Origin of the sequence: Hydrocarboniphaga daqingensis, assembly GCF_900129825.1 — a bacterium.
Lineage (GTDB): Bacteria > Pseudomonadota > Gammaproteobacteria > Nevskiales > Nevskiaceae > Hydrocarboniphaga > Hydrocarboniphaga daqingensis.
Map to the genome: position 1 here is coordinate 232,551 of NZ_FQWZ01000003.1, position 25,145 is coordinate 257,695.

The 25,145-nt window shown below is 66.6% G+C and carries 19 protein-coding genes; 8 read left to right on the plus strand and 11 right to left on the minus strand.

Annotated elements, in window-relative coordinates; genetic code table 11:
- Nucleotides 1–70: 70 nt before the first annotated feature.
- From BUB09_RS07025 to BUB09_RS07035, 3 genes are read right to left on the minus strand one after another with little or no spacing between them, the layout of a single operon-like run.
- A complete protein-coding gene (locus tag BUB09_RS07025; protein WP_072896065.1) occupies nt 71–529 on the minus strand; it encodes a response regulator in 459 nt (152 codons plus the stop codon).
- Entirely contained in the window at nt 526–2,478 is a 1,953-nt protein-coding gene (locus tag BUB09_RS07030; RefSeq protein WP_072896068.1) for a sensor histidine kinase, read from the minus strand. The genes BUB09_RS07025 and BUB09_RS07030 overlap by 4 nt, the downstream gene beginning before the upstream one ends.
- On the minus strand, nt 2,475–3,242 hold the full coding sequence (locus tag BUB09_RS07035; protein ID WP_072896071.1) for a helix-turn-helix transcriptional regulator: 768 nt from the start codon (nt 3,240–3,242) through the stop codon (nt 2,475–2,477). The genes BUB09_RS07030 and BUB09_RS07035 overlap by 4 nt, the downstream gene beginning before the upstream one ends.
- A 135-nt stretch (nt 3,243–3,377) precedes the next feature.
- On the opposite strand from BUB09_RS07035, the gene BUB09_RS07040 reads away from it, so the two are divergent.
- The 6 genes from BUB09_RS07040 (at nt 3,378) to BUB09_RS07065 (ending at nt 9,852) form a co-directional block, all read left to right on the plus strand.
- On the plus strand, nt 3,378–4,019 hold the full coding sequence (locus BUB09_RS07040) for a metal-independent carbonic anhydrase family protein (RefSeq protein ID WP_072896074.1): 642 nt from the start codon (nt 3,378–3,380) through the stop codon (nt 4,017–4,019).
- 42 nt (nt 4,020–4,061) lie between these two features.
- The gene (locus BUB09_RS07045) at nt 4,062–4,805 is read left to right on the plus strand and encodes a DUF2490 domain-containing protein (RefSeq protein WP_084083230.1); all 744 of its coding nucleotides are present in this window, start codon (nt 4,062–4,064) and stop codon (nt 4,803–4,805) included.
- A 133-nt stretch (nt 4,806–4,938) separates the two neighbouring features.
- Nucleotides 4,939–6,060 (plus strand): ferredoxin reductase, encoded by a 1,122-nt coding sequence (locus BUB09_RS07050; RefSeq protein WP_072896077.1) that lies wholly within the window; start codon nt 4,939–4,941, stop codon nt 6,058–6,060.
- Between the two features lie 10 nt (nt 6,061–6,070).
- Nucleotides 6,071–7,267 (plus strand): fatty acid desaturase family protein, encoded by a 1,197-nt coding sequence (locus tag BUB09_RS07055; RefSeq protein WP_072896080.1) that lies wholly within the window; start codon nt 6,071–6,073, stop codon nt 7,265–7,267.
- A gap of 90 nt (nt 7,268–7,357) precedes the next feature.
- Nucleotides 7,358–8,386 (plus strand): dihydroorotase, encoded by a 1,029-nt coding sequence (gene pyrC, locus BUB09_RS07060; RefSeq protein WP_072896083.1) that lies wholly within the window; start codon nt 7,358–7,360, stop codon nt 8,384–8,386.
- 158 nt (nt 8,387–8,544) lie between these two features.
- Nucleotides 8,545–9,852, plus strand: a complete 1,308-nt coding sequence (locus BUB09_RS07065) for a cation:proton antiporter (protein WP_072896086.1) — start codon at nt 8,545–8,547, stop codon at nt 9,850–9,852.
- Between the two features lie 15 nt (nt 9,853–9,867).
- On the opposite strand, the gene BUB09_RS07070 is transcribed toward BUB09_RS07065, so the two are convergent.
- Nucleotides 9,868–10,401: a hypothetical protein gene (locus tag BUB09_RS07070; RefSeq protein ID WP_072896089.1), complete on the minus strand. Its 534-nt coding sequence runs from the start codon at nt 10,399–10,401 to the stop codon at nt 9,868–9,870.
- A 154-nt stretch (nt 10,402–10,555) separates the two neighbouring features.
- A complete protein-coding gene (locus BUB09_RS07075; RefSeq protein ID WP_072896092.1) occupies nt 10,556–12,079 on the minus strand; it encodes a flavin-containing monooxygenase in 1,524 nt (507 codons plus the stop codon).
- A gap of 122 nt (nt 12,080–12,201) precedes the next feature.
- Here BUB09_RS07075 and BUB09_RS07080 point away from each other — a divergent pair, with 122 nt between their 5' ends.
- Both BUB09_RS07080 and BUB09_RS07085 read left to right on the plus strand, forming a co-directional pair.
- Nucleotides 12,202–13,245 (plus strand): AraC family transcriptional regulator, encoded by a 1,044-nt coding sequence (locus tag BUB09_RS07080; protein WP_072896095.1) that lies wholly within the window; start codon nt 12,202–12,204, stop codon nt 13,243–13,245.
- A gap of 25 nt (nt 13,246–13,270) precedes the next feature.
- Nucleotides 13,271–14,695 (plus strand): flavin monoamine oxidase family protein, encoded by a 1,425-nt coding sequence (locus tag BUB09_RS07085; RefSeq protein WP_217650255.1) that lies wholly within the window; start codon nt 13,271–13,273, stop codon nt 14,693–14,695.
- 20 nt (nt 14,696–14,715) lie between these two features.
- Here BUB09_RS07085 and BUB09_RS07090 read toward each other — a convergent pair whose 3' ends face one another.
- The 6 genes from BUB09_RS07090 to BUB09_RS07115 all read right to left on the minus strand — a co-directional run bounded on the left by BUB09_RS07090 (nt 14,716) and on the right by BUB09_RS07115 (nt 24,965).
- A complete protein-coding gene (locus tag BUB09_RS07090) occupies nt 14,716–17,859 on the minus strand; it encodes an efflux RND transporter permease subunit (RefSeq protein ID WP_072896097.1) in 3,144 nt (1,047 codons plus the stop codon).
- Nucleotides 17,856–19,127 (minus strand): efflux RND transporter periplasmic adaptor subunit, encoded by a 1,272-nt coding sequence (locus tag BUB09_RS07095; RefSeq protein ID WP_072896100.1) that lies wholly within the window; start codon nt 19,125–19,127, stop codon nt 17,856–17,858. The genes BUB09_RS07090 and BUB09_RS07095 overlap by 4 nt, the downstream gene beginning before the upstream one ends.
- A complete protein-coding gene (locus BUB09_RS07100; protein WP_139250159.1) occupies nt 19,120–20,418 on the minus strand; it encodes a TolC family protein in 1,299 nt (432 codons plus the stop codon). The genes BUB09_RS07095 and BUB09_RS07100 overlap by 8 nt, the downstream gene beginning before the upstream one ends.
- A 125-nt stretch (nt 20,419–20,543) precedes the next feature.
- Nucleotides 20,544–20,963, minus strand: a complete 420-nt coding sequence (locus tag BUB09_RS07105) for a hypothetical protein (RefSeq protein ID WP_072896106.1) — start codon at nt 20,961–20,963, stop codon at nt 20,544–20,546.
- An 85-nt stretch (nt 20,964–21,048) separates the two neighbouring features.
- The gene (locus BUB09_RS07110; RefSeq protein ID WP_072896108.1) at nt 21,049–22,110 is read right to left on the minus strand and encodes a phytase; all 1,062 of its coding nucleotides are present in this window, start codon (nt 22,108–22,110) and stop codon (nt 21,049–21,051) included.
- Complete coding sequence (locus BUB09_RS07115) at nt 22,110–24,965, minus strand: TonB-dependent receptor (protein ID WP_072896110.1); 2,856 nt, start codon at nt 24,963–24,965, stop codon at nt 22,110–22,112. The genes BUB09_RS07110 and BUB09_RS07115 overlap by 1 nt, the downstream gene beginning before the upstream one ends.
- Nucleotides 24,966–25,145: the final 180 nt, after the last annotated feature.

The window sequence follows — 25,145 nt, forward strand, 5'->3', positions numbered from 1 at the left end:
CACCGTCTCGTCGCGCCTGGGCATCATCGGCCGTTGCGTCGGTGGTGGCTGACCGCCACACGGTCTGCGCTCAGTCACCACTCCCATTGGGCGCGTTCTTTCGTTCGAGTGCCTGCAGCTTCCGGTACAAGAACCGCGTTTCCAGCAGATTCCACACCCGCAGCATCGCCTCAAGTCCATCAAACGGCTTGGTCAAAAAGTCTTTTGCGCCCAGGGCCAGCGCGCGGCGCTTGGCTTGCAGCGTGGCGTCGGCGGTGAGTACCAGCACGGGGCGGTAGTCGTCGGGGTCGCGCTGCTTTTCGAGCTGTTCGAGAATCGTGTAGCCCGATACCACCGGCATCATCAAATCGAGCAGCAGCAGATCGGGATCGAACGCGCGATACAGCTCCAATGCGCGCTCCGGATCGGATGTGCTGATGATGTTGCTGAAGCCTTCGCGCTCCAGTAAGTCTTCGAGCAGACGCAGATTGGTGTCCTGATCGTCCACGATCAGGATGCGCGCACTGCTGATGTCGTCGATCTTGTTCATCGGTCGGATCCGGGTGAGTCGAGCCAGTCGAAGAATCGCCGCACTTGCAGCGGACGGGTCAGCACCGTGATTCGACGAGTACGATCGATGTCGCCATTGATATCGCCATCGAGGTCGCCATCATGTCCAACAATCGCGGCATCGTGGATGATGGCGATCGCGGGTGCGCTGCGCCCGTCGACGACGTTGGTATGCGGTGTCGGCGCCTCAGCCAAGGCCCCGATCAACGCGTCGCGTAGCGGCGTACAGACAACGATCCGCTGTGGCAGCGTTGCGCGGATCAGTTCAGCGGCCGCAATCACACTGACCGGTGCATCGACGTAGCGCAACTGCCATTGCGGACGTCGCGCAACCAGGGCACCGAACAAGGCGCGATCATCGGCAGAAGCGCCAATCATCAGGATCGACGCAGCGGCGGTGGCCTGGACCTCAACATGGGCTGCGGTACCCGTCGACACCGTGGCCGTCATTTGCCCATCACGCGGCAGCTCGACCGAAAACACGGAGCCGACGCCGGGCTGGCTGGTGGCGCGGATTGTGCCGCCCATGGCCGTCACCAACTGACGCGACAGCGCCAGACCCAGACCGGTGCCTTCGATGCCGCGTTGCTCGGCGTCGAGCCGTTCCAACGGCGTGAACAGCCGCCCTAGATCGTCAGCCGCAATGCCCGGGCCGTTGTCGGCGATGTCGATGACGCCGGCATCGCCGACCACGCGCCAGCCGATCCTCGCCTCGCCGCCGCCGTGATTGAACTTGATCGCGTTCGACAGCAGGTTCAACAGCACTTGGCGCAGTCGTCGACGATCGGCGCGCAGCGTCAGCGGCGCGTCCGCTGGCTCCAAAATCAACCGCACGCCGTGGCGGTCGGCGAGCGGTGCGATCAACGCGCGTAGCTCATCGACCAGCGCCTGCACGTCAACCGGCTCGTCGGCGATCCGCAACTCGCCGACTTCGGCGGTCGACAGATCCAGCGTGTCGTCGATCAACTGCAGCAGATGGCGCGCCGCTGTATCGATCTGCTCGGTGGCGCGCTGGATCGCGGCATCGTCGCGGTACCGCGCCAGCAATTGCGACTGGCCGATGATTGCGTTCAGCGGCGTGCGGAATTCGTGGCTGGTTCGCGACAGGAAGCGGCTCTTGGCGTCGTTGGCGGTACGCGCCTGTGCGGCGCGCGCAGCGAGCAGCAAGCTGGCGTTCTGCAGCCGGTCGGCGAGCACGCCGAGTTCGTCGCGACCGCCGTCGATGGGTTGCAGCGGTTCGTCGTGGACCAAGCGTTCGGCATTGACCGCAAGCGCCTGGATGCGCCGCAGCATACTGCCGAGCAGCAGCATCACGGCTGTTGCTGATCCACCGAGAATCAGCACGCTGGCGACGAGGCTGAACCGGTAGCTGGCTTCGGTGGCTGCACGGGCCGCCCGCGAAAAGTCGGTGACGATCCGCGCTTCGCGCGCGTGCATCTCGCCGAGCCTGGCGCGCAGATCGTCGAGCACGATCTTGGACTCGATCAAGCGTGGCAGCAGCGCATCGCCGGTGACGCCCTGTGCCACGGCATCGCGTAGTTGATCGAGGCTCTCGACTTTTTGCTCAAACAAGCCGGTGATCGTGTCGTGCAGTGCCAGCACGCCGGGGTCGCGGATGCGCTTGCGCATATCGACCAGCACCACGCCGATTGCCGAACGTGACCGCTCATAGGGCGCCAGGAAGTCACGTCGGCCGGTCAGCGCATAGCCGCGCACGGCCATCGAGCTTTCGGCCAGCAGGATGTGAATCGCCTGGATGTCGTTCTGGATCGACACCGCACGGCTGAGTTCCGCATCGGCTCGTTCTACACGCTGATACAGCTGCTGACCGATCAGCGTGACCACCAGCAGGATCACGGCCGGCAGTGAGCCCAGCGCAAGGCCCTTGAGCCACAGTGGCGCATCGCGCCAGCGCGTCGGCCGCGTCATGGCTGCAAGCCGCAGTTGGCGGCGACGATCGCGGCAGCCGTCCGGTCGCGCACGCCGAGCTTGTGCAGGATGCGCTCGACGTGAATTTTGGCGGTGCCCGGTGCAATGCCAAGCCGTGTGGCGATATCGGCGTTGCTGGCGCCGGTGGGCAGCAGGCTGAGTACTTGCTGCTCGCGCGCGGTCAAGCGCGTGATCGTCGCCATCGCCTGTGTGTTGGTTGCGCGCGTTCGCGGTGCGTTAGTGGTCGCCACGGCGCCGGTCAGCATCGTGGCCATCGCGACGCACACGGCTTGGTCGTCGGCGTCCGGCAACCGCGCGCCGCGCTCACCGAGCAGGGCGACGATGCCGTGGCAGCGGCCTGCCAAGCGCAGCGGCAGCAGGTACTCGTAGGCCAGCGCGGCATGGCTGCCGACTCGCATCCGGCTGACCACATGTTCGCGAAGCGCGGGCTGCATCGGTGGCCGCGTGACCTCGCCGAGTACCCCGCCGTTGGGCAGGCTGGCGCCAACCGGCAATACCGGACCGACGCCGGCGAACACGGTCAGCGCGCCGCCCGCTTGGGTCATCACCAGCGCGCTGTCGATGCCCAGGTGACGGGTCAGCGGTGCCAGTGCGGCGACGATGGCCTCTCGCGGGGTTCGCTCCAGCGACAGACACTCGGCCGCACGCAGCAGCAACGCCACGCGGCTCGCATGGCTTTCGGTTTTGCGTGCGGACGAGCGCAGTTCGCGCGCTGTCATCGGGCTGTCGAGTGTCGTGGTCATGGTCTGCCGATCGGCCTATCAGATGATCTGCTGGTCAGCATATTAAAAACCGGCGGGTCCTGCTGACAATGATGTCACGCCGATGCCGGCGTTCCATCCCATGAAGTGCAGACCCGTATCAGGAGATTCATCGCCATGTTTGCCCGTCCGATCCGTATTGCGGCTCCCTTGTTGATGTCGGCTGCCAGCGTGTTGCTGGCGGCTTGCGGCGCCGGTGCCGACGCCAGTGTGCGTGGCGCGGCAGCTGGATCCGCTGCGCCCGAGTTGCGCAGCTCGGCCCAGAACAACGCGCTTCTGTACTCGGACGAGTGCATCACCGAAGCCGAGGTCGTCAATGCACAGACCGCCTGGGGCAACGGCATCGTCCGTATCGGCAAGATCCACAAGGACAGCGGGGATTACGTGACCGCCGCCAAGGACCACATCCAGACGTTCTACGGCTACGATCTGGGCTCGGTGCTGTTCAAGCCGACGCTGGCGGCGCAGAAGCAGTTCCGCAACTCGTTCGACGCGGCGCTTTCGTACTTCGTCGGCGGCAACGAAAGCTACCCCGAAGACAAGGGCTTCGCGCTGAAGGGCTGGACCAAGATCCGCTGGGAAAACGCCGGCATCATCAACAACAATTGCAAGATGGCCGTCGCGATGGGCAACTACTACTTCACGCCGCCCGACGGTAGCGCCGACGTCAAGGTTGAATACACGTTCGCCTACGTCAAGGACCGCAACAACAATCTGAAGATCGCCGTGCACCAGTCGTCCGTTCCGTTCGGCGGCTGAGCCTTGCACCGATCCCTGCCTATATTGACGACGAGGACGCTGATGTCGACGCTCGCTGCAACCGCTGCTCCAAGCCCCCGCGCGCTGCTGCGCGGGGCCGCTGCCCTGCTGGTCGCAGCCTCGATGCTGGCAGCGCCCCGCGCGATCGCCAGCGACGACGAACAGTCGGGCTGGCTGGCCTGGTTCAACAACACGGCGCTGACGCCAGACTTCGGACTGATCTCCGACGTGCAAGTGCGCAGCCGCGACGAATGGACCGGTGTACGCAATCTGCTGGTGCGGCCCGGCTTGTCATGGTTCGCGGCACCGGGCCACACCTTCAGTGCGGGCTATGCCTACATCGGCACCTACCCCGAAGGCGCGCCAACGGCGACCGAGCATCGCACCTGGCAGCAGTACGTGTTCAGTCGTGCGTTGTCGTTCGGATCGGTGAGCCAACGTCTGCGGCTCGAGCAGCGCTTCATCGGCCGCAACGGCGCCGACGATCTCTATTCGGATCGCCTGCGTTGGTTCGGCCGCGCTGTATTGCCGCTCGACGGCGCCATGCCATTTCGCCACGGAGCGTTTGTTGCGCTGCAAAACGAGGTGTTTCTCAACCTGTCGGCGCGCGACGAACTCAACGCCCGCACGCTCGACCAGAACCGCGCCTACGTCGCACTGGGCTGGCGCCTGAACCCGACCACCGACGTCGAAATCGGCTACTTGAACCAGTGGACGCAGCGTCGTAACGGCGACACGGTCAATCACATTCTGCAGGTGGCGCTGTACACCCAGCTCAGCCGTTGATCGGAGGTGTGCTGAACGATCGGTCGAGTCATCGTTTTTTGCGGGAATCTCGACTCTGACACGCGCCAACGGGCTTGGAACGTGTCAGAGTCCGACGACTACTAAAACCAGTTTCGTCGGAAGGAGAGAGACGATGCAGACTGATGCCAGTGCGCAGCCGCGCGCACCGTCGTTGTGGTCACGTGTTACCGCGGTTACCGATTACTTTGCGTGGCCGCTACGCACCTCGCATTACGTGGAGTTGGTCAACCCGCTGTGGGCCAGCCATTCGCTGCAGGCGCGGGTCGAGAAGGTCTGGGATGAAACCAAGGACGCCCGCACGCTGACGCTGCGACCCGGCGTCAACTGGCGCGGCCATCGCGCCGGGCAGCACGCGCGTCTCGGCGTGCCGATCGGCGGCATGCACTACACGCGCACGTACACGATCTCGTCGGCGCCGGAGCGCGACGACCGCTGCATCACGATCACCGTCAAGGCGATCGCCGGTGGTCGCATGTCGCATCACCTGGTGCGGCAGATCAAGGTTGGCGACTACCTGCCGCTGGGCTTGCCGCAAGGCGACTTCTACTTGCCTGATGCGCAGCCGGTGAAGCCGCTGTTCATCACTGCAGGCAGCGGCATCACGCCGGCGATGAGCATGCTGCGCGCGCTGATCGCGCAGCAGCGCTTGCCGGATACGGCGCACATCCATTACGCGCCGCACGAATTCGACGTGATCTTCGGCAACGAGTTGCGCGCGATGGCGGCCCAGCATCCACGCTACAAGCTGAGTCTGCAGCTGACGCAGGCGATCAGCGCCGGCAGCGCAGCGGAGCGGCATTTTTCGGCGGCGCAGCTCGACGCGCTGTGCCCCGACTGGCGCGAGCGCGAGGTCTATGCCTGCGGCCCGCAGTCGCTGCTCGACGCGCTGGAACAACACTGGCAGGGCGCGGGGCTGTCGCGTCGCTTGCACATCGAGCGCTTCCGCGCGACGCAGGCGCCGATCCCGCCGGACGCGGTCGGTGGCCTGGTCCGCTTCGGCAAGAGCGGCGTGCAGGCCAGTGCCGACCATCTGACGCCGCTGCTGCGCGTGGCCGAAGACGCCGGCATGAACCCGCCGCACGGCTGCCGCATGGGCATCTGCCACACCTGCAATACCCGCTTGCTCGGCGGCTGCGTGCGCGATCTGCGCACCGGCAAGCTGCTCAACGACGTCGGCGCCATCGTGCAGACCTGCGTCTGTGCGGCGGCCGGCGACTGCGAACTCGACCTTTGAGGGACTGACGATGACAAGCACCATCCGCAGCGCGATGCCGGTCGACCTGACCGATGCGCAGATCGAAGAGTTCGGCCGCGAGCTGGACGCGATCCGCGACGAAGTGTTCGACAGCCGTGGCGAGCGCGACCGCCGCTACATACTCAAAGTGATCCGCACGCAGCGCCTGCTGGCGGTGACCGGCCGCTTCGTGATCTACGCCGGGCTGTTCTTCCTGCCGGCCTGGGGTCATCCGCTGGCGATGTGGGCGACGAGCCTGAGCATCATCGGCCTGGGCACGGCGATGCTCGGCATCGCCAAGATTCTCGAGAACATGGAGATCGGCCACAACGTGATGCACGCGCAGTGGGATTGGATGAAGGACCCGAACATCCAGTCCAACACCTGGGAGTGGGACACGATGGGTCCGTCGGACCGCTGGATGCACTCGCACAACGTCGTCCACCACACGTGGACCAACGTGCTGGGCAAGGACCTTGATGTCGGCTACGGGATCATGCGCGTCACGCCGATGCAGAAGTGGCATCCGGCCTATCTGTTCCAGCCGATCACGTTCGTGCTGCTGATGCTGTTGTTCGAAGAAGGCGTGGCGCTGCACGAGCAAGCGCTCGACGACCACCTGCACGGCCGCAAGACGTTTGCCGAGGTCAAGCCGGTGCTCAAGCACGTCGCTCGCAAGGCTTGGCGGCAGATCGTCAAGGACTACATCGCATGGCCGGGCGCCGCGGCGCTGGTGGCGATCCCGCTGTCGTTCTACTTGCCGTGGTCGCCATGGGCCGTGTTCGGTCTGGTGGCCGGCGCCAATGCGATCGCCAACGTGATGCGCAACATCTGGACGTTCACGATCATCTTCTGCGGGCACTTTCCGGGCGGGGCATACAACTTCACGCAGCAGCAGGTCGAAGGTGAGACGCGCGCACGCTGGTATCTGCGGCAGCTGCTCGGCTCATGCAACATCGAAGGCGGCAAGCTGTTCCACGTGCTGTCGGGCAATCTGTCGCACCAGATCGAGCATCACTTGTTCCCCGACATGTGCAGCAACCGCTATCCCGAAGTCTCGCCGCGCGTGCGCGCGCTGGCGGCGCGCTACGGTCTGCCGTACAACTCGGCGTCGCTGACGCGGCAGTTCGGCAGCACCTGGCTGAAGAACCTGCGCCTCGCGTTCCCGGGTGGCGAGCACCTCGATCCGGTGATGGCGCGCGCTTGATCGTACCGGCCGCCGTCGCGCTTGCTGCGGCGGCCGGGCAGGGAATGAGAAGATAGCCGCCCTTTTGCGGCCGCTGCCCGATCACGACCCATGCGCCTGACCCTGACCCGACCCGACGACTGGCACCTGCATCTGCGCGACGGCGAGATGCTCAAGAGCGTGCTGCCGGATACGGCTCGCCGCTTCGCTCGCGCCATCGCCATGCCCAATCTGGTGCCGCCGGTGGTCAACGCCGCCCAGGCGCGCGGCTACTACGAGCGCATCCGCGCCGCGACGCTGGCCGGTGCCGACTTCGAGCCGCTGATCGTGCTGTACCTGACCGAAGGCACCACGCCCGACGACATCGCCGAGGCGAAGGCCAGCGGCATCGTCCATGCCGTGAAGTGGTACCCGGCCGGTGCGACGACCAATTCGCATGCCGGCGTGCAGGACATCGCCCGCTGCGACGCGGTGCTGGCGGCGATGGAACGCCATGACCTGCCGCTGCTGGTGCACGGCGAGGTCACCGACCCGAGCGTCGATATCTTCGACCGCGAGAAAGCCTTCATCGACCGCTTCCTGATCGGCATCGTCGAGCGCTTCCCCGGCCTGCGCGTCGTCTTTGAGCACATCACGACACGCGATGCCGCGCAGTTCGTCGAGGCGGCGCCGGCTCGCGTCGGCGCGACGATCACCGCCCACCATCTGCTGCTGAATCGCAACGCGCTGTTCGTCGGCGGCGTGCGTCCGCATCACTACTGTCTGCCGGTGCTCAAGCGCGAAGTGCACCGCCAGGCGCTGGTGGCGGCCGCCACCGGCGGCAGCACCAAGTTCTTCCTCGGCACCGACAGCGCGCCGCATGCGCGCCACACCAAGGAAGCGGCCTGCGGCTGTGCGGGCATCTACACCGCGCACGCGGCCATCGAGCTGTATGCCGAGGCGTTCGAGCAAGCCGGCGCGCTCGACCGGCTCGAAGCGTTCGCCAGCTTCCATGGCCCGGACTTCTACCGACTGCCGCGCAACACCAGCACGATCACGCTCGAAAAGCAGCCGTGGACGGTGCCGGCCTCGCAGCCGGCTGCCGGACACGAGCTGGTGCCGTTCCGCGCCGGCGAGACGATCGCCTGGCGCTTGGTCTGACCCGCCGCCGCCACTGACCGTCACGGGCGGGACACGATCCCGGATCGACCGGGCGTGTGTGCTGGCGACGGGTCGGCGCTCGCCCCGTCACATCGCTGGCGACGCGAGCTGCCGGCGGTTCAGGCCGGGGCGGGCGTTGGCTGGCTAGGCTGCGGCCGATGGACGCTGCCAGCTGGTATCTGATCATTGGGTTGTTGTTGCTGCTGATCGCCCTAATCGGCGTGCGCGTGGCGCGCTGGCCGCTGACGACGGCGGTGATCTATCTGGTCATCGGCGTCGCGATGGGCCGGCTCGGCTGGATTTCGCTCGACGTGATCGCCGATGCCCGCTGGCTCGAAATCGCCAGCGAAATCGCGGTCACGGTGTCGCTGTTCAGTGTCGGCCTCAAGCTGCGGCTGCCGTTCAACGCGCCGCGCTGGCGCCTGCCGCTGGCCTTGGCGACGGTGTCGATGACGCTGACCGTCGCGATGATCGCCGTGCTCGGAGTCTATTGGCTGGGCCTTCCGCTCGGCGCGGCCGTCGTGTTGGGCGCCGTGCTGGCGCCGACCGATCCGGTGCTCGCATCCGACCTGCAAGTGACGCACACCCGCGATACCGACCCGGTGCGCACGACGCTGACCGGCGAGGCCGGCATGAACGACGGCACGGCGTTCCCGCTGCTGATGCTCGGACTCGGCCTGCTCGGCCAGCACGCGCTGGGCGACCAGGGGCTGCGCTGGCTGGCCGTGGACATCGTGTGGATGGTGCCGGCCGGCGCCGCGATCGGCGTCGTCGTCGGCAGCAGCGTTGCGCATCTGGTGCTGTATCTGCGGCGGCGCTATCAAGAGGCGCTGGGTTTCGATGACTTTCTGGCCCTGGGATTGATTGCGACCGCTTACGGCGCCGCCCATCTGATCCACGCCTATGGCTTCGTCGCCGTGTTCGCCGCGGGCTGGGCCGTGCGCGCGGTCGAGCGTCGGCAGACCCAAGCAGCGCCAAGGACGACGATCTCGCCGTCGGCGTCGCCGGCCCGCAATCACGCCACCGATCCGCGGCGGGCGCCGGCCGTGCTGGCCGAAGGCGTGCTGCGCTTCAACGATCACATGGATCGCATCGGGGAACTGGCGCTGGTGCTGCTGGTGGGCGCCTTGCTGGCGACGATGTCGCCCGACGCACGTGCGATGGCCTTCGCTGCCGTGCTGTTGCTGGCGATCCGGCCGTTGGCGGTCGCTCCGATCTGCGCGATCGCCGGCTACCGCCCGCTGCGGACCGCGCTGGTGTCGTGGTTCGGAATACGCGGCATCGGCTCGATCTACTACCTGGCCTACGCGATCACGCACGGCTTGTCGCCGACCGATGCGCTGCCGATCGCGACGCTGACGCTGACGGCGATTGCCGCGTCGACCCTGCTGCACGGCATCAGCAGTACGCCGCTGATGCGTGCCTACGCCGCGCAGTACCCGACGCCGCCGTCGCGCCGCACCTGAAGTGCGGGCGCCGGGCTAGTGCAGCAGCACGTAGCCCTGGGGCCAGATCGCGTCGACCGGATCGACGCCGTCGTCGCCGTTGCAGTCCGGGCTGTCGTCGAGGTCGAGGAAGCTGAGGCAGTCCTCGAAGCCCGGCACCCGGTTGAACGCGTCGAAGTCGCAGATCGCGAAAAAGATCCAGTAGCGCTCGTGCACATCGACATGGTCGCCACGGAACCAGGCGTGGCCGGTGTTGAGCAGCGATGCGAGGTTTCGAGCCAGAAAGCGCAGGCCCATCATCCAGCGACGTAGCGCCGTCAGCGGGTCGACCTCGGCGTCGAGCAGGCTGACGAACAGCCGCAGCCCGTCGTCGCCACTGAGCTGGCCGGTGCCGACGGCGCGGCTCAGCGCCGGGCTGAGTACCATCGACAGAGCGGTTTGCGGCAGGGCCGGAATCGGCGCGCGCGGCGGCGGCAGGCGAAGCACCGAGTTGCCGGCCAGTGCCCGGACCGCGTTACGCAACCGCTCGCGATGCTGTGGCAGGTCAGTGGTGTACAACTCGTCGTTCATCATCAGCAGGGTCGGCGGGCAGAGCTTCGCTGATTATGACCAGCCCTGCATGGTCGCCGCCTGCCGCAAAATCGCCAGCGCCTGTAGGTTCCGACGTACAAATCATGAACTTAACCTCAGATGCCGACCGGATCGTGTCGGCGGCTGGGCCGGTTCAGGCCGCCATCCGGGCCGCCGTCGCGCTTCCGGTCCGCGCCGGTTCGAACTCCAGCAGGCCGTCTTCGATCGGCTCGTCGCGCAGCATCACCGTGTCCCGCTCGAAGTGATGCAGCACGCGCCAGGGCACGTCGTGGCCCTGCTTGGGCAGCACGGCCTGGGCGCGCTTGACGTAGCCGGAGCCCAGGGCGCCGAAGATGGTCTCCTCAACCGGCTGCTCGCCGTGCGGCCGCGGTGTGGCCACAGCCAGGCCGCGGGAATCCATGTGCTTGAGCAGGCGACAGATGTATTCCGACGCCAGGTCGGCCTTCAGCGTCCACGGGGCGTTCGTGTAGCCGAAGATCACCGCCATGTTCGGAACGTCCTGCACCAGCACGCTCTTGTAGGTCATCAGCTGGTTCAGCGGCTGCGGCTTGCCGCCGACGACCAACTCAGCGCCGCCGAGCATCTGCACTTGCAGCCCGGTGGCGGTGACGATGATGTCGGCGTCGAGCACGGCGCCCGACTTGAGCTGGATGCCGGTCTCGGTGAACGTCTCGATCTGGTCGGTGACGACCCGCGCCTTACCGCTGCGGATCGCCTTGAACAAGTCGGCGTCCGGTACCGCGCACAGCCGCTCTTCCCACGGGTTGTAGCGCGGCGTGAAGTGGCTCATGTCGGCATTGGGCCCGAGCTGCCGGCGCACGCCCGACAGCAGCCAGCGCCGCACTTGCGCCGGCCAACGCTGGGACGCCAGGTAGATCCAGCGCTGCACGACGATGTTGCGCTGGCGCGCCAGCGAGAACACCCACTGCCGCGGCAGCAGCTTGAGCAGCACCGCCGACAGCTGGTCGTAGCCGGGCACCGAGAACACATAGCTAGGCGAGCGCTGCAGCATCGTCACGCTGGCCGCCTGGTCGGCCATGGCCGGTACCAGCGTCACCGCAGTGGCGCCGCTGCCGATGACCACAATGCGCTTGCCGCGATAGTCCAGCGACTCGGGCCAATGCTGCGGATGGATCACCTGGCCCTGGAAGCGCTCGCGGCCCGGGAAGGCAGGCTCGTAGCCGCGGTCGTAGTTGTAGTAGCCGGTGGCGCCGACCAGATAGCGGGCCCGGTACTGCTGGGTCTGCCCGCTGGCCTCATCGAGCGCGGTGACGGTCCACAGTCGCTGCGCGTCGCTCCATTCCATCCGCGTCGTCTTCAGGCCGAAGCGAATCATCCGGTCGATGCCGTACTCGCGCGCGGTGTCGTTGACGTACTGGCGGATCGACGGGCCGTCGGCCAGCACCTTGAGTTCGTTCCACGGACGGAACTTGAAGCCGAACGTGAACATGTCCGAATCGGAGCGGATGCCGGGGTAGCGGAACAGATCCCAAGTGCCGCCGATGGTCTTGCGGCGCTCCAGAATCAGCAGGCTTTTGTCCGGGCATTCGCGCTTGAGGTGGCAGGCCATGCCGACGCCCGACAGGCCGGCACCGATGATCAGCACGTCGACGATCGGTGAGGTGGGGCTGGACGGGGAAGCAGTCGCTTGGGTCATCGGGGCTCCTGATATCGCACGGTCAGGTGCCGGTCATGGCCGGCACAGCATCAGGCTGATTCTGCGGTGGCGGGCGCCCTCCAAACTTGACCTTTGGAGACAAACATTTGATCTAATGAGACATGACGATCACGGTACGCGCCGGCGGTTTGTACGGCTACAGGACGCTGATGCAGCAGCTGGGCGTCGATCCGCTGCCGCTGTTGCAGCGCTACCGGATCGTGCCGCAGGCGCTCGACGACGGTGAGGCGCCGCTGCCGCTGCGGTCGGTGGTGCAGCTTCTGGAAGCCAGTGCCGAGATCACTGCTTGCGCCGACTTCGGTCTGCGGCTGTCGGCGGTGCAGGACATCAGTGTGCTCGGCCATCTGGCGATCGCGATGCGAAACGCGCAGACGATGGCCGAGGCGCTGCAGATCATCTCGCGCTACTTGTTCGTCCACAGCACCGGCATGTCGGTCAGCGTGCAGCGCGAGCGCGGCGCACTGCGCCATGGCGCAGAAGTCCGCTTCGAACTCGATGTGCCCGGTGCGCGCGTGCTGCGCCAAGCGATCGATGTCTGCCTCGGCGACGTGCATCGCATCCTGCAGCTGCTTGCGGGCGATGCCTACGAACTGCAGGCGGTTGCATTGCCGCACCAGCCGCTGGCGCCGCTGATCACGTACAGCCGCTTCTTTGGCGCGCCGGTGCTGGCCGCGCAGCCTCATGCGGCCTTGCTGATATCCGAGCGGACCTACCAACTGCGCTTTGCCGACACCAATCCGGCGCTCCAGCAATTGGCCATGGATTACCTGCGTGAGCAGGTCGCCGACCCGACACAGTCGATGGCCATGCGCGTACGGCGCCTGCTGCGGCGCACGATCGGCACCGGGCCGAACGACAAAGTCGCGATCGCCGCGCTGCTGGCGATGCACCCGCGCACGCTGCAGCGCCATCTGGCCGCCGAGGGCACGCAGTTCGAGCGTGTGCGCGACGAGGTACAGCGCGAACTGGCGCACCGCTATCTCTGCGAAACCCGAATTCCGCTGACGCGCTTGGCCAGCTTGCTCGGCTATGCCGAACAAGCGGTGCTGAGTCGCGCCTGCCAGCGTTGGTTTGGCCAGCCGCCGAGTGTGCTGCGCAAGACCGCACTGGCCACGGCCGGGGTGGCGCCGCCGGCGCTGCGGTGAACGATGATCGCGATTGGATTCTTCCATGCCGCAGTCCACGAATGCGCAGCCAATGACGCTTGAGCAAAGTCCCGCCGCGATGGTGCCGCTCTGCGGTCGGGATACGACCGACGGCTACGACGTGGTGATCGTCGGTGCCGGATTTTCCGGCTTGCGCGCGGCTTGCGAGCTGCAGCAACGCGGCTTGCGCGTGCAGGTGGTCGAGGCACGGGAACGAGTCGGTGGGCGCTCGTGCGCCGCCATGCTCAACGGCCGTGTGGTCGACGTTGGCGGTCAGTGGCTCGGCGTCGATCATCAGCGCTTGCGCGCGCTGGCCGATCAGGCTGGCGCGACGATTCGCGCGCAGTACACCACCGGCGACAAGCTGATCGCCGATGCGGGCGTGGTGCGGCGCTATCGCGGCTTGATTCCCCCGGTGTCACCGCTGGGGCTGCTCGAGTTTTCGGCGGCGCTGGCCCGGCTGCGCCGTCTGCAGTCGCTGGTGCCGGCTGATTCGCCGTGGCAGGCCCACGATGCGGCGACGCTGGACGCCGTCACCGTGCAGCAATGGCAGGCGCGCTGGATACGCACCGCGGGCGGTCGCCGGCTGTTCGACGCCGCGCTGCGCGCGGTGCTGTGCACGGAGGCTTCGAAGCTGTCGATGCTGGGCTTCCTGCACTACCTGTCGTCGAACCGCAGCTTCGAATATCTGGTGTCGGCCGACGACGGCGCACAAGCGCATGTGATCGAAGGCGGCATGCATGCATTGTCGCGGCACCTCGCCTCGCAGTTACATCACGGCGTGTCGTACGAGACACCGGTGCTGGCGATCGAACAGCACGCCAACCAAGCGACGCTGCGCTTGGCTGGCGGCCGCCTACTGTCGGAGAGGCGCGTGATCGTCGCGATGTCGCCGCTGCTGGCCTCGAGGATCGACATGCCCGGCATCAGCGTCGAGCGCCATGCACTGGGTCAGCGGATGCCGATGGGCTCGGTGATCAAGTGCCTGGTGGCGTACCGCAGCCCGTTCTGGCGCGCTTCGGGCTTGTCGGGCGAGTTCGTCGGCAGCGACAGCCTGCTGTCGCCGGTGTTCGACGCTTCGCCGGCCGATGCCTCGCACGGCGTGCTGGTCGGCTTCATCGACGGTGCCCGCGCGCTGCGCTGGAGTGCCGACGCTGCGGCGCGGCGGCGTGCGGTGATCGAGTCGCTGGTGCACAGTCACGGGCCGCAAGCCGCAGACCCGATCGACTATGTCGACCAGGACTGGACCGCCGAGCGCTACAGCCTCGGCTGCTACGTTGGCGTGCCGACGCCGGGCACGCTCAGCAGCCTGGGCACGGCGCTGCGCGCGCCGTCCGGGCTCATTCACTGGGCTGGCACCGAAACGGCGGAGGCCTGGTGTGGCTACATCGAAGGCGCGCTGCAGGCCGGCGAACGCGTCGCACGTGAAGTCGCGGCCGCAATGGCCTGAACGGCGCGCGGCGCCCACGTCTACGACGCTTGATCGGGGCGGCGCAACCCACGACGACGGATCAGCAGGTACGCCGCCGGCAACACGAACATCGACAGCAGCGGTGCCGTCACCATGCCACCGATCATCGGTGCGGCGATGCGCTGCATGATCTCGCTGCCAGTGCCGTCGCCGACAAACAAGGGCACCAGACCCGCAATGATCACCACCACCGTCATCGCTTTGGGTCGCACACGCAGTACCGCGCCGTCGATGATCGCGTCGCGCAGATCGGCCGTGGTCAGCAGCGTGCCGCGCGCCTCGCGCTCGCGAATCGCGCTGTCGAGATAGACCAGCATGATCACCCCGAACTCGGCGGCGACGCCGGCCAGTGCGACGAAACCGACGCCCGATGCGACTGAAAGATGGTGTCCGAGCAGGTAGATCAGCCAAAAGCCGCCGACCAGCGCGAACGGCAGCGTCGCCATGATCAGCAGTGCCGGCGCGGCGCGACCAAAGCTCAGGTACAGCAGCAGCAGGATGATCGCCAACGTCGCCGGCACGACGATGCGCAGCCGCTCGCTGGCGCGCTGTAGATATTCGAACTGCCCCGACCACGCGATCGAATAGCCCGGCGGCAAGTCTACTTGCTCGGCGATGCGCTGCTGCGCTTCGGCGACGTAGCCGCCCAAGTCGCGGTCGCGAATATCGACATAGACCCAGCCGCTGAGTCGTGCGTTCTCCGACTTGATCATCGACGGACCGTCCGTGATCTTCACCTGGGCGACGCTGCCCAGCGTCAGCGTTTCGCCGCGCATCGTCACCACCGGCAGATCGCGCAACTCCTGCACCGAGTCGCGCTGCTCGCGCGGATAGCGGATGTTGATCGGGAAGCGCTGCAAGCCCTCGATCGTCTCGCCGACGTTGTCGCCGCCGATGGCAACGCTGACGATGCGTTGTACGTCGGCGATGCTCAAGCCGTATCGCGCAGCGGCCAGCCGATCAGGAATCACCTCGATGTAGCGACCTGCCGATACGCGTTCCGAGAATGCCGATGCGGTGCCGGGGATCGCCTTGATCTCGGCTTCGACGCGGTTGGCGATGCGCTCGATCTCGGCGAGATCGGGCCCGGCGATCTTGACGCCTACCGGCGACTTGATACCGGTGGCCAGCATGTCGATGCGATTGCGGATCGGCTGCACCCAGACGTTGCCCATGCCCGGAATCTTCAGCGCGGCGTCCATTTCGGCGATCAAGGCTTGTGGCGTCATGCCGGGCCGCCACTGGGAGCGCGGCTTGAACTGGATCGTCGTCTCGATCATTTCCAGCGGCGCGGGATCGGTTGCGGTTTCGGCGCGTCCGCTCTTGCCGAACACCCGCGCAACTTCCGGAAACGTCTTGAGCATGCGGTCGGTCTGTTGGAGGATTTCGGCAGCCTTGCCCGCCGACAATCCCGGCAGCGTCGTGGGCATATACAGCACGTCGCCTTCGTCCAGCGGCGGCATGAATTCGCTACCGAGTCGCGTCGCCGGCCACAGCGCCGCCAACACCAGCAGCGCTGCGATGACCAGTGTCGCATGTGGATGGCGCAGCACGCGGTCGATGGCCGGTCGGTACACCGCGATCAGTGCGCGGTTGATCGGGTTGTCGTGCTCGTCGCGGATGCGGCCGCGGATGAAGGCGCTCATCAGCACCGGAATCAGCGTCACCGACAGCGCGGCCGCTGCGGCCATCGCGTAGGTCTTGGTGTAGGCCAGCGGCGCGAATAGTCGACCCTCTTGGGCTTGCAGCGTGAACACCGGCACGAACGACAGCGTGATGATCAGCAGGCTGAAAAACAGCGCCGGGCCGACTTCGGCGGCCGCGTCACCGATCAGCTGCAGGCGCGCCGTTCCCTGTGGCTCCGCGCCGTGTTGATGGCGCCAGGCTTCGAGCTTCTTGTGTGCGTTCTCGATCATCACGATCGCGGCGTCGACCATCGCACCGACCGCGATCGCGATACCGCCCAGCGACATGATGTTGGCGTTGATGCCTTGCAGGTGCATCACGATAAACGCGCACAGCAGCCCCACCGGCAAGGTGATGATCGCGACCAGCGCTGAGCGCAGATGCCACAGGAACAGCAGGCAGACGACGGCGACAACGATGAATTCCTCGATCAGCTTGCGGCTCAGATGCGCGGCGGCCGCATCGATCAGCGTCGCGCGGTCATAGGTTTCGACGACGTCGACGCCCGCGGGCAAGCTCGGCTTGAGCGCATCCAGCCGTGCTTTGACGGTGGCAATCGTCGAGCGCGCATTGGCACCCGAACGCATCACGATGATGCCGCCAACGACCTCGCCCTCACCATCGAGCTCGGCAATGCCGCGCCGCGTCTCGGCGCCGACCTGCACACGGGCCACATCGCCGAGCATCACGGGCGTGCCGTCATCGTCCAGGCCGACTGGAATCTGACGGAAGTCATCCAGCGTCTTCAGGTAGCCGCGCGCACGCACCATGTACTCGGCTTCGGCCAGTTCGATCACGGCGCCGCCAGCTTCGCTGTTGGCGGCGCGCACCGCGTCGATGATGCGCTCCAGCGGCAGCTTCAGCGCGCGCAGTCGATCGGGATCGAGCACGATCTGATACTGGCGGTTGTAGCCGCCCAGCGTCGCGACTTCCGCGACGTTGGGGACGGTCTTGAGCTCGTATTTCAGAAACCAGTCCTGCAGCGCGCGCAGTTGGCTGATGTCGGTCTGGCCGCTGCGATCGACCAGCGCGTACTCGTAGATCCAGCCGACCCCGGTCGCGTCCGGGCCGAGCGCAGCCTTGGCGCCCGCCGGCAAGCGGCCCTGTACTTGCGCCAAGTACTCCAGCACGCGCGATCGCGCCCAGTACAAATCGGTTCCCTCGTCGAACAGCACGTAGACAAACGACTCGCCGAACAATGAATAGCCGCGCACCGTTCGCGCATGCGGCACCGACAGCAGCGTCGTCGTCAGCGGATAGGTGACCTGGTCTTCGACCACTTGCGGTGCCTGTCCGGCGTAGGTCGTCCGCACGATCACCTGCACGTCGCTCAGGTCGGGTATCGCGTCCAGCGGCGTCTGCCGCAGCGCAAACAGGCCCCAGACGCTGAGCATCAGCGCCACGATCAGCACCAGCGCACGATGCTGCAGCGAGCCGCGAATCAGCTGCGCGATCACGGCGCATCACCATGAGCATGCGCGGTGCCGAGCCGGTCCAGTGCGCCTTGCAGATTCGACTCTGCGTCGATCAGGAACTGCCCGCTGACGACGACGCGCTGGCCGGCCTCGAGGCCCGACCGAATCTCGATCTGATCGTGCTGCTCGGCGCCGATCTGCACCTCGGTCGGCTGATAGTGGCCCTGGCCCTGATCGATGATGACCAGGTCGCGGGTCCCGGTGCGGATCACGGCCGTCGCCGGCACTCGTAGCATCGCGCTGCTGCGTCGATCGTCATGGCGCACGCCGATCTGCACTTGCGCATACATGCCCGGTCGCAGGCGTCCGCCGACATTTTCCAGGCTGATTCGGGCGCGCAGCGTGCGCGTACCGGCGTCCAGTTCGGGATAGACATAGTCGATCTGCCCGTCAAACACGGTGTCGGGCACGCCTGGCAGCCGTGCTTGCGCGGTCGCGCCGACGACCACGCCAGCGGCACGCGATTCCGGTACGTCGACGATGATCCACACGCGCGACAGATCCGCCAGCTTCAGCAGCGGCATGCCGGGGCTGATCTGCATGCCTTCGCGGGCCAGCAACTCGGTGACGATGCCGGCCTGGGGCGAGCGCAATGCGATCCGTGGTGTCGTGTTGCCGTTGCCTGCATCGACGCCGAGCAGTCGCAGCCGCGTGCGTGCCGCGTCGATCAGCGCGGCATCGCCGGTCTGCTGCGCCAGCGTCAGCTCCTGACGTGCGGCAAGCAGATCCGGCGAGTAGATCGCCGCCAGCGTTTGCCCGGCAGTCACCGTGTCACCGACTGCGCGCACCGCCAATTGCTCGACCCAACCTGCGGCGCGCGATTCGACGGCGACGATGCGACGCTCGTCGATCTGCACGCTGCCGGTGGCCTCGATGCTCGCCGTGTTGCCGGCCTGCGCTGCGCCATCGGCGCTGCCGACAACGATGCTGCGCATGCCGAGGTTTTGCACCATGCGCGGATCGATCGATACGCCGGCCGGACGGCTTGCCGCGTCGGGCCGCGCCGCGTCGACCTGTGCTGCTTCGCGCTTCTCGATCAGCTTCATGCCGCAGATCGGGCACTGGCCGGGTGCGTCCTGATGCACCTGCGGGTGCATCGCGCAGGTGTAGTACAGCGTGCCGGCTGCGTCCCGACGGGGTGTCGGTACGTGCTGATGCGCCGGGTCCGATGCACGCTGCGCCAGGACCACACCGATGCCGCCAGCGCTGGCCACCATGAGCGCGCCGATGATCAAGATGGGCTTATTCATAGGGATTCTCCACGCCGTCGCCGGCGCTGTCGTAGGCACCCAGGTACTGCAACTGGATCGCGTGCTGGCTGAAGTCGTACTGCAGATCGACGCGGGTCATCTGCAGCTCCAAGGCCGCACGACGTGCGTCGAGCAAGGTCGTCAACGCGGACTGGCCGGCGCTCCATGCCGCGAGCGCCGCGTCGATCCGCTGCTGCGCTTGCGGCAGTAGCGTCTCGTCGTAGTCACGCAAGCGTTGCTGCAGTCGCAGCCAGTCGTGGTGGTTGAGTCGTGCCTCGGCTTCGAGCTGACGCCGGCTGTCATCGATCGCATGCTCGGCTGCTTCGGCTTGCGCTTGCGCCGCAGCCAGCGTGCGGTCCTGGCGCTGGTGCGTGAACACCGGCAGATCGACGCCGAACTGCAGCGTGGCCATCTCGGAGAAGTCGGGGCGGTGTGCATAGCCGACCTGAACGCGCCAGTCCGGCGCATAGCTGGCTCGCGCCAGTTCGGCCTGACGCTGCGCGGTCTCCAACTGGTTGCGCCGCTCCGTCAGCAACGGATGCGATTGAACCCGCGACACGGTTTGCTCCATCGACGGTGGCTCGACAGCAGCGGGCAGGACTTCGCTGATGGGCCCGAATGCCAAATCGCCGATCCAGCGTGACAACAGGAAGCGCGCGTGATCGACGCTCTGCTCGGCAGCGGCGACCGCGTCGCGCATGCGTCCCGCTTCGATCCGAGCCGCCAAGAGCTCGGCCTGGGTCGCGCGATTGGATTCGAGCGCGATCTGCACGGCGGCCGCCTGGGTCTGCGCTTGTACGTGGTTCGCTTGCGCCAACTCGACGATGCGCAGGTTGCGCCACAGCGCCAGCCAAGCCAGCGCGGCATCGCGGCGCACGCTGCGCTCGGTCGCGCGGCGCTCGATCGCATAGCCCGCTGCGCGGGCATCGCCGACGTCGCCACGCAGCGCGCGCTTGCGGCCGCGCGTCAGCTCCTGGTTCAGGCCGATCTGCAGCTGCGTGTCGCTGTCGCGCCGCAGCGAGTACGCATCGGCGGTGTCGACCGGCAGGTTGGATACGCCGGCCATCAGGCTCGGGTCGGGCAGCTGCCGTGCGGCGATCGCGCTCTCACGCTCGGCACGAGCGCGGGCGTCGAGTTCGTCCAGCAAGGGTTGATGCTGCACGGCCTGCTGTGCCGCGTCTTGCATCGTCAGTCCGGCGGCAGCAGCCGGTGCACGGCCGTCGTCGGCGGCCGTCGCGGTGCCGGCGATCAGCCAGGCGGCCGCGAGCACGCTTCGATAATTCGGTTTCACGTTTCGATCTCTCGCATCGAGGGGATTCGATGCGTCGCCACGGCGGGGTCGATGACGACAGAACCCCGGCGGCGGGCGACGCAGGGCATCCACCGCCCGCAGGCGGCGCAGCCCTTAGCGCAACATCAGGCTTGCTGCGAGAGAATCGGAGGTCGGAACGTGGCCTTGCCGCGGGTCTGCGCACTCAGTTGCGCCGGTTCGGCGCCGAGCAGCGGCGGCAAGTGGTGATGAAGCCGCAGCGCGCCATGCGCCGGCATCGCCAGCGAGGCCATCGCGCAGCTGAGCATGTCAGGGCAGGCGGCGTTGCAGCACGAGGCCTTGGCCGACATGACCGGTGCGGCGATCGCGGCCGGCGGCGACTTGGCCGCGGCCTGCATCCGCTGGCAGTGATCCATCGGCATGGCCGCTGCCGCTGCCGCTGCCACCACCGCATTGGCGGGCGTCGAGCGCTCGATGCCGCGGCCGCTGGCGGCCGCACTGACGCCTTGTGCAAACAGCACCAGGGCCAGCAACAGGTTCAGCAGCGGTCGGACGGATCGGTTCACCCGGACACGATAGGCCAGTGCCGGTCTTGCGTACAACACACGGCGCTTCGGCACTCGGTGAGAGCGCCGAAGCCCGGTGCGGCTCTTAGGGCGACCCGCCCAGCACCGCGCGAATCGCCTGCCACGGCACCAGCTTGAAGTTCTGCAGGTCCGGTGCGTTGTCGCCGTCCTGTGCAACGAACAGACCGTCCGGGAACTGCGGACCGAAGTCGCCGAGCATCAGCTCGATACCGTCGGTCTCGCGGGTGCCGTCGACGGCACCGTCGACGATCTGGAAACGGCCCACCGGCCGGCCGTCATCGAGCCGGTAGGCGACGTAGCTGCTGTCGCCCTGGCTCGACGCGATCAGCCAGCCACCACGCTCGCCTTGCGGCGCCAGCGCCAGGCCTTCGACGTCGGCCACCAGGTTGCGATCATCGACGCGGGCAAACGCGACCGGGCGCGGGTCAGCGCCGGCATTGAGATCGATGCGCCAGATGCCGACATCTTCCTCGCCGACATACAGCAAGCCGGTGCGATCATCGACGACGCAGCCTTCGGACTGGCTGCCGAGCTTGAAGCGACGGCCCGCTTTGGCTTGCGGCACGCGGCCGCTCAAGTCCAGCGCCAACTCGACGATGTTGCCGTCCTTGTCGACGACAAACGCGAACAGCGCAGCGTCCGCTGCACGCCGATACAGGCAGCTGCCGTAAGCCTCGCCATTACCGACCGGCACCGTCGCCAGTGGGCGCAGCTCGCCGCTGGCCGGCGCGAGCAGGAACAGCGCTAACTGGGCCCGATCGATCTGACTGCGGTCGCTGGCGGCGACGATCACGGCCGGCTCACCGCCCAACTGCAGGTCGGCGCGCAAGTCCACGTTGTTCAAACGCGCTGCGGGTAAGAACTGGCGCTGGCGGCCATCAAGCTCATAGACGTGCAAGCCCGCCTTCTTGTCGGTGGCGACGATCAGCGAGCGCGCCGGGTCGGCAGCGTTGCGCCAGATCGCCGGGTCGTCCGCCGCATCGTTGCCGGTGGCCACCGGCGTCGTCTCAACCGTGGCGCGGACCTGACGCGTGCCGTCGATCGGCTGTCGCGGTGTCGTGGCGCAGGCTGTGGTCAGCAGTGCCAGCGCGGTCAGCGCCGGCATCGCGACCGGAGTGCGCCGCATCAGATGCCACCCTCGGCGAACGTGAAGCGCAAGCCCAGCTTGGCCGTCCATGAGTATTCCTCAAACTGCGACAGGCGGTCTCCGCCGGCTTCGGTGCCGCGAAACACGGCGCGCAGCGGTTGATCGGCGAGGTTGATGCCTTCGGCAAACACCTGCAGCCGCGGCGTGATCCGGTAGCGCGCCGTCAGATCGTACTGCAGGTGGCTGAGCACCCAGCGATCGCCCTCGCCATCCTCGGTCACTTCGTCGAGATACTCGCTGCGACGCGCCGCCGCCAGACGCAGGCTCACTGGACCGCGCTCGTAGCCGAGCACCAGATTGCCGACATGACGCGACGTCGCCGGCAGCATGATCTCCCGACCGTTGTAGTCAGTCTGCGTGTCCGCATACGTGTAGTTGACGCCCACCAGCAGGCCGTTGAACGGCGCCGGCAGAAAGTCCATCGACTGCTGGTAGTTCAGCTCGACGCCGAGCAGCGTGGCGTGCGCGCCGTTGACGGGCAGTACCGCTTCGTCAACCGCAATACCGTTGAACGTCGTATCTTCGATGCGGGTCTGTAGGATCACATCGTCGATGCGCTTGGCGAAAGGCCCGACTTGAACAACCGCGTTGGGCGCGAAGTACCACTCGGCGCTGAGGTCGTAGTTCCATGCCGTGTACGGCTTCAGATCCGGATTGCCGAACTCGCCTTCGCGTCCGCCGTTGTCGGCTTCTTCGATCAGGAAGCGTGGTGCCAGATCGGCGATGTCGGGCCGCACCAGGCTCCGGTAGGCGGCCGCGCGCAGCACCAGATCGTCACCGGCTTCGTAGCGCAGATTCAGGCTCGGCAGCACCGTGGTGTAGCTGCGCGAACGGCTGCGCGGCGTGACGAACACCGTGTCTTCGTCCAACTGCACGCCGTCGCGCGTGCCGCCTTCTTCAACCAGATCGACCTGCTGTCCACGGATGTCGTTGTCGGTGCGCTCGACGCGAACGCCACCGATGATGCGCCAGGGGCGTGCATCGTAACGGCCCATCACATAGCCGGCCGTGATGTCTTCGGACACGTCGTAGTCGGCCGCATTGGATTCGAGCGCCGTATCAGCCGTGCTCAGCTCCAGCGTGTCGCGGTTGGCATTGAAGAACTGCCGCGCGGCCGCGGCTGATACCGTCGGATTGATCAGGCCCGGCGCGTAGGGTACGCCGGTGCTGAAGCCGGCCAGCGTGGGCCGGTCGCCGCTGCTGACGTCGTCGTAGACGTCGAGTTGCAAGTCGTACTGCTTGTCGCGCTGGCGATATTTGCCGCCGAACTTGATCTCGGCCGTGCCACGCTCCAGCGAGAATGCGCGCGCGATGTCGACGCGCAGCGCCTGCTCTTCATCGGTGCTGCGGCCGTTGGTCAGCTCGAACTTGTCGAACTCGTATTCGGCCGGATTGACGAACAACACTTGATCCGAAACCGCGAAGCGCGGACGCAGGCTCGCCGTACCGTCGACGGTCAACTGCAGTTCGCCCGGGTCTTCAAAAGACCGCTCGAAATTGGTGTCGAGACGGCCGGTTTCCTTTTCACTGGCACGCGACTGGCTCAGGGCATAGTCGAACGTCCACGCTTGGTGGTAGGTCTTGCCGCCTGCGACCAGCGAATGCACGTCCTGCGTCTCGGTGCGGTCCTTCATCTCGCGCTCGGCCTGGATCTCGCCGTCGTCCGACGCGAACGTGGCGCTTTGTGCGTCACCGACGCGCGGTGCTTCGTTGAAGCCCAGCACCAGTCGCGAACGCTCTTCCTGATCGCGGAACGAGCTGAGCAAGCCGCGCAGGTACAGCGCTGTGTCCTGGCTTGCCTGGTAGTCGAGCGTCAGCGAGCCGCTGATGCGACGGCGCTCGACATCGTAGTTGCGATAGTCCAGCTCCTCGGCGTAAGCAACATCGTCGTCGCTGATCGTCCAGTCCGACGCTTCGACGCCTTCGGAGCCAAAGCGACGGTCGTAGTACGAAACACCACCGGCGACACCCAGCTTGCCGTCAGCGTAGATATCCGAAAAGTTCAGCGATCCCTTCGGTGAATGACGCCCGGTCTGGTCGTTGTAGGCGCCTTCGACGGTGCCGCCGACGAACGCACCGGTTCGATCGAATGCGCTGGCGGTCTTGATTTCCACCGAGCCGCCGAGCGTGTCGCCGTCCATGTCCGGCGTCAGCGTCTTTTTGACCTCGATCGACTCGATCTGATCCGACGAGATCGTGTCCAGCGGCAGCGCGCGACTGTCGGATTCCGGTGACGGCACGCGTGCGCCGTTGACCGACACGGCATTGAGCCGCGGGTCGAGACCACGCAATACGATGAAGCGTCCTTCGCCTTGGTCGTTCTGCACCGACAGGCCCGGCACGCGCCGCAGTGACTCGGCGACGTTCTGATCCGGAAACTGACCGATCGCATCACGCGTCAGCACGCTTTCGACGCCGTCGGCCGCGCGCTGCCGTGACAGCGCGCTGGCTTGGTTGGCGCGCTGGCCGACGACCAGAATCGTCGCCATGTCGTCGCCATCGCGGCTGCTGCCGAGTTTGATGTCGAGCCGGGTGACGCCATCGGCGTCCACCGTCACCGGAAGTTCCACGGTGTCGGCACCGCTGTATCGCGCCTTCAGCGTGAAGCGCCCTGCTGGAATATCACTAAAGCGGAAGCTGCCGTCGGCGCCCGAGAGCGTACGCCGGCCCAGCGGCAGCAGTTCGATTTCCGCGCTCTGCAACGACTTGACGCCGCTGACGTCGCTGACCCGGCCGCTGAGTTCCGCCGCTTTGGCAGGCAATGCAAGACTGCCGCCCAGCAACAAGCCAGTGGCGATCGCCTTGTGGCGATGCCGGCGTGATTCGCGCTTCATGATGATCCCCGTGATCTACTTTTTTTGATCGTTGGGAAAGTAGCGGCACGATGTTGCCGCTGCGTGAAGCATGGGTGACGGCTTGTACGCGATGTCGGCCGGCTCGCGCCGCCATGCGGTGCTGCAATCAAAAAGCCCCTGGTGGCGACCGCTCCGCAAGGGATGCAGGTCGCCACCAGG